At 55.1% G+C, this 5,242-nt stretch carries 6 protein-coding genes; 4 read left to right on the top strand and 2 right to left on the bottom strand.

Features of this window, described 5'->3' with window-relative positions; translation table 11 throughout:
* Together INT22_RS11105 and INT22_RS21895 are read right to left on the bottom strand one after the other, a co-directional pair.
* The coding region (locus INT22_RS11105; protein WP_193068235.1) for a TonB-dependent siderophore receptor at positions 1–953 on the bottom strand (953 nt) is incomplete at its 3' end.
* Between the two features lie 127 nt (positions 954–1,080).
* Positions 1,081–2,016: a helix-turn-helix transcriptional regulator gene (locus INT22_RS21895; RefSeq protein WP_193068234.1), complete on the bottom strand. Its 936-nt coding sequence runs from the start codon at positions 2,014–2,016 to the stop codon at positions 1,081–1,083.
* Positions 2,017–2,390: 374 nt separating this feature from the next.
* On the opposite strand from INT22_RS21895, the gene INT22_RS11095 reads away from it, so the two are divergent.
* The 4 genes from INT22_RS11095 to INT22_RS11080 all read left to right on the top strand — a co-directional run.
* Positions 2,391–2,693 (top strand): urease subunit gamma, encoded by a 303-nt coding sequence (locus INT22_RS11095; protein ID WP_009723133.1) that lies wholly within the window; start codon positions 2,391–2,393, stop codon positions 2,691–2,693.
* Positions 2,694–2,731: 38 nt separating this feature from the next.
* A complete protein-coding gene (locus tag INT22_RS11090; protein ID WP_193061146.1) occupies positions 2,732–3,052 on the top strand; it encodes an urease subunit beta in 321 nt (106 codons plus the stop codon).
* On the top strand, positions 3,049–4,764 hold the full coding sequence (gene ureC, locus INT22_RS11085) for an urease subunit alpha (RefSeq protein WP_193061117.1): 1,716 nt from the start codon (positions 3,049–3,051) through the stop codon (positions 4,762–4,764). The genes INT22_RS11090 and ureC overlap by 4 nt, the downstream gene beginning before the upstream one ends.
* Positions 4,765–4,971: 207 nt before the next feature.
* Positions 4,972–5,242: urease accessory protein UreE (locus tag INT22_RS11080; RefSeq protein WP_446718945.1), on the top strand; the 271-nt coding region annotated here is incomplete at its 3' end.

The following is a 5,242-nucleotide window of genomic DNA, read 5'->3' as shown; positions in this document are numbered from 1 at the left end:
TTATGGCTGACCGCGGCGCGTAACGTCCAGCCGTTATCCAGTTGGTGGCTAAGATCAGCGAACACGCGAGTGGTCTCGTTGTAAAACGTTGACCAGTCGGTGTTGTTAGATGCGCTGCGGTCAAAGTCCGTGCGGCTGCCGTCAGCATAAAAAGCCGGGACACTGGCCCCCGCGCCGAGCGTCTCGTTGTGCTGATATTCAACCCCTACGGTTAATTGAGTAGCGGGGGTAAGCTCGCTACTGATAACACCGTAAAGCGTCTCATGGTCATCTTCGAGATGAGAGATAAAGCTATCGTTCTGGCCTTTGGCTACGACAAAGCGGGCCCCTGTCGTGCCATTGCTGCTTAATGGGACAGACACATCCGCCGTGATGCGGCGCCGGTCCCAACGGCCGAGGCCTGCGGAAACAGAGGCAGCCGCTTCGGACAACGGGCGTTTGCGAATAAAGTTAACGCTTGCCGATGGTTCGCCAGCGCCGGTCAATAAACCGGTTGCTCCGCGCACTACTTCAACACGATCATAAATCGCCGCATCCCAGTCGGTATCGCCAAAATTCCAGAAACCGCTGAGCGGAATGCTGAGTCCGTCAAACTGTACGCTACGTATCGAGAAACCACGTGCGGCATAGCTAATCCGGTTACTGTCAGCTCGGCTTGGCGAAACACCGGGTACTTGGGCTAACACATCACCGCCTGTCTGTGCCGCACGGTCGTCGATGTGCTGGCGAGTAATAACACTTGTTGATTGGGGCGTCTCGCGTGGTGTTAATGACAGCCCGACCGCACTGCGGCTAGCGGGAACTGTGTAGCGCTGAGTGCCTTCACTGCTGGTGCTGAGGCGCTCACCGGTCACTAGCAAATTGTCCAATGTTTCGTCAGGAGCTTCAGCAAAGGCAAGCAAAGGGTAGGCAAGAATAAGTGCAGTGCATGTTGATCGATATAACAATGGCATGGAGCGGTTTTCCAAAGTGGATGTTGCTAGTAGTTAATATTTCATAATGAGAATTATTCCACTTATGATGGGCGGGCGGTTATGCCCGCCGCGCAATTGATTATGCGCAAACGTCAGCCGTATCGTTTTAGGAGCGTTTCAGGGAACTTTCCGTCAAAGCACCCGGCGAGATACCGTAGTTTTTCTTGAATGCAGTAATAAAGTTGCTGGCATGACGGTAGCCACTTAAATGTGCCGCTTGTTGAACGCTGTGGCCGCTCAGCAGCAGCTCGCGGGCTAACGCAAGCCGACGCTTGCGCAAATAGTCGATGGGCGCTAGGCCGTAAGCCAGCTTGAAATGCCGCATTAGCGTACTTGGGCTCATGGCCGCGCGTTCCGCTAAGCGTTGCAGCGTGTGGTCAAACGACGGCTCTTCATCCAGCCAGCGGCGTATCAGCGCCAAGCGCTGTCGGTACAGTGCGCCACTGTCAGCCGTATATGGCGAACGGCCGTCCAGCCCCTGGGCGATGATTTGCAGTGCTAATCCTTGAAAGCGCATGCGCTGTGACTCTGCGCTACTGGAAGTACCGCATGCTTCATCGATGGTTAGCTGTAACCCAGGGCTGAGTTGCCAGACATGGGGGGACGCTGATGAGATGTGAGCACCATACCAAGCGTGCATCGCTGATGCGTCGAGCGATAGGCATAGCGTGCGAAGCCGTTGATTAGCAGGATGAAAAGCGCTTAGCGTTAAACCTGTGTCCAGCCTTAGCCAGCAAGCTTCCCCTGCCGTTATCCAACGCTTTTGGCCATCAATATCGAAATGTGCGCAGCCCTCTAACATCACCACAATCAGCAGGTCGGTATTGTCCTTAGAGAACGATTGATAAGGTCGCAGCACATCCAAATCGGAAATAAAAAGCTCCACACCCGCCGCTAGGCTAACTTCTTCTACGCGCCCTTGGGCGATCGATGTTTTCGGCGTGCAGGCAGCGTTGGAAGTAATGGGAAAGCAGTAATCGATACTGTATCGGCGTCCGTAGCCTAAAAAATGATCAACGGTATAGCGGGTGCTGATGGTCACGTGGTGTGTCTCAACCTGGTGTAGAAATAGAGGCCCAAAAAAAGCCTTATTTAAAAGACGCGCGCAAATAGTAATGTGTTTTATTATTATTTGATAGTTAATGCTAAGTGAGGCTTTTTAATTGCACTTCTTTGGTGCGAAGAAGGGGCTGGTTAATTAGCATGGTGCAATTTTGGTGCGAATAAGAGAAAGTCGATATTTTTCAAGCTATTGAATAATAATAACTATTTTTTCTATTCACCATTTTGGTACGGCGGTTGCGCTGCATTGCTTCAAATAGGCGTGCTCGGTTTCGATAGTCTGGGAGCGTTGTTCCAAATCCTACACCGTCGTTTCTGTTGAGCGCTGCCACTGATCGAGCCAATGGAGCCCCCATGGAACTGACCCCGCGAGACAAAGATAAGCTGCTGCTGTTTTCTGCTGCCCAGCTTGCCGAGCGCCGCAAAGCACGCGGCCTAAAGCTTAACTACCCCGAGGCCGTCGCGCTGATCAGCTTTGAAATTATCGAAGGTGCCCGTGACGGCAGAAGTGTCGCCGACTTAATGAGCTACGGCCGTGAAATCCTTAGCCGTGATGACGTCATGGATGGCGTGGCGGAAATGGTGGATGAGGTGCAGGTAGAAGCCACCTTTCCGGACGGCACCAAGCTTGTGACCGTTCACACGCCAATCAACTAGTCGTCAGCAACCAGGAGGCTGCCATGATTTCCGGCCCAATGATTCCAGGACAGTACCAGTTAAAAGACGGTGATATTGAGCTATGCGTGGGCCGCGAGCGGATTAGCGTCGAAGTGGCCAATACCGGCGACCGCCCCATTCAGATCGGTTCCCACTACCACTTCGCGGAAGCCAACCCCGCGCTGGTGTTTGATCGCACGAAAACTCGAGGTTTTCGCTTAGACGTGGCAGCGGGCACCGCGATTCGCTTTGAGCCAGGCCAGACCCGCGAGGTCACGCTAATTCCCTTCGTCGGTAAGCGCGAAATTTACGGCTTCCGTGGCGATGTGATGGGTGCGCTCGATGGAGATAAACAATGAAGCCGGTTAACAAAATCAGTCGGCAAGCCTACGCCGATATGTATGGCCCCACCGTGGGCGACCGCGTGCGCCTGGGCGATACCGAACTGTGGATCGAAGTGGAGCAAGACGCTACCCACTACGGCGATGAGGTGAAGTTCGGCGGCGGTAAGGTCATCCGCGATGGTATGGGCCAAAGCCAGCGTAACGACGCCACGGTGATGGATACGGTGATTACCAATGCGCTGATTTTAGACTGGTGGGGCATTGTGAAAGCCGATGTCGGCCTGCAAAACGGGCGCATTGCAGCGATTGGCAAGGCAGGCAACCCCGACACCCAGCCCGATGTAGATATAGTGATTGGCCCCGGCACTGAAATTATCTCAGGCGAAGGCAAGATTCTTACCGCTGGAGGCATCGACGCGCATATTCACTTTATTTGCCCCCAACAGGTAGAAGAAGCGCTGATGAGCGGCGTGACCACCATGCTGGGCGGCGGCACTGGTCCGGCGACTGGCTCCAACGCCACCACATGCACTCCCGGTGCTTGGCATATTGGCAGAATGCTGCAAGCCGTGGACGACCTGCCGATGAATATTGGCCTGTTGGGCAAAGGCAACGCCAGCTTGCCGGAAGCGTTGGAAGCGCAGCTGGAAGCCGGGGCCATGGGGCTTAAACTCCACGAAGACTGGGGCACCACGCCTGCTTCCATTGATAACTGCCTCAGTGTGGCAGAGAAGTATGATGTGCAGATCGCGATCCACACCGACACACTCAACGAATCCGGCTTTGTGGAAGACACCCTGGCGGCGTTTAAAGAGCGTGGCATTCATACCTATCACACCGAAGGGGCGGGCGGCGGTCACGCGCCGGATATCCTGACCGCCTGCTCAAAAGAGTATGTGCTGCCGTCTTCCACTAACCCGACGCGGCCTTATACGGTTAACACCATCGACGAACACCTGGATATGTTGATGGTTTGCCACCACTTGGACCCCAACATTCCCGAAGATGTGGCCTTTGCCGACTCACGTATTCGCCGTGAAACGATCGCCGCCGAAGATATTCTCCACGACTTGGGCGTGATCTCGATGATTGCCTCGGATTCCCAAGCCATGGGGCGAGTGGGCGAAGTGGTCTGCCGTACCTGGCAAACGGCCCATAAAATGAGAGTGCAGCGCGGTTTATTGCCCGAAGATGAAGCATTGGGTGCTGATAACCTGCGCGCCAAGCGCTATATCGCCAAATACACTATTAACCCTGCGATTACCCATGGCATTGCCCATGAGGTGGGCTCCATCGAAGTTGGCAAACTGGCTGATTTAGTGCTCTGGAAACCGGCATTTTTCGGTGTAAAGCCCTCGCTGATTTTAAAAGGCGGCATGATTGCGGCGGCGCCCATGGGCGACCCCAATGCGTCTATTCCTACCCCTCAGCCGGTGCATTATCGCTTTATGTTTGGGGCGTTTGGAAAGGCCGCCAGCCAAACGCGGCTCAACTTCGTGAGCCAAGCGGCGATTGACGCAGGCATTAAAGAGCGTCTGGGCCTGCAGAGCACGCTTTCCGCCTGTAAAAACGTACGCGGCGTGCGCAAAAAAGATATGAAGCTCAACGACGCCTGCCCAAAGCTAACCGTTGACCCACAAACCTATGAAGTGCGCTGCGATGGCGAGCTACTCACCTGCGAGCCAGCGACCGAGCTACCACTGGCGCAGCGGTATCATTTGTTTTGATTAAGGCTATTTAGTTGAGGTAGAGGTGGCGGGGGTAGGCCGTAGAGAGGGTCTTTTGCCATGGCCGGAAAATGTTCCCTACATTTCCGGCATTCCCTCCGTCCATGGAGGTCAGATGGCAAAAGTAGCGTATAGGGAGGTATTCACAGCGCCCTCTCGTAGGCCTACCCCCGCCACAGCCGCATAGATAGCGAAAGGACGGTAGTCATGTTGAAACTGATAGAACGTTTAGGGCCGATAGACGAAAGCACCGCCAGCGACACGCTGACGCTGCCCTTTGAGCTGCGCATTCGCGGGCGCCTAAAAGCCCAAAGCGATAGCGGCCGCGAGCTGGGGCTGTTTCTAGACCGTGGTCCGGTGCTGCGCGATGGTGAGGGCCTGAAGGCCGAGAGTGGCGAGGTCGTCCGCGTGTGTGCCGCTATCGAACCGGTCGTCACCGCGCGAGTGAGCACTGGCTTACCCCTGGCGCGGCTGGCGT

The organism is Halomonas sp. 3D7M (genome assembly GCF_014897885.1).
Classification (GTDB): Bacteria; Pseudomonadota; Gammaproteobacteria; order Pseudomonadales; family Halomonadaceae; genus Vreelandella.
This window is presented reverse-complemented; position numbering and strand designations above follow the sequence as displayed.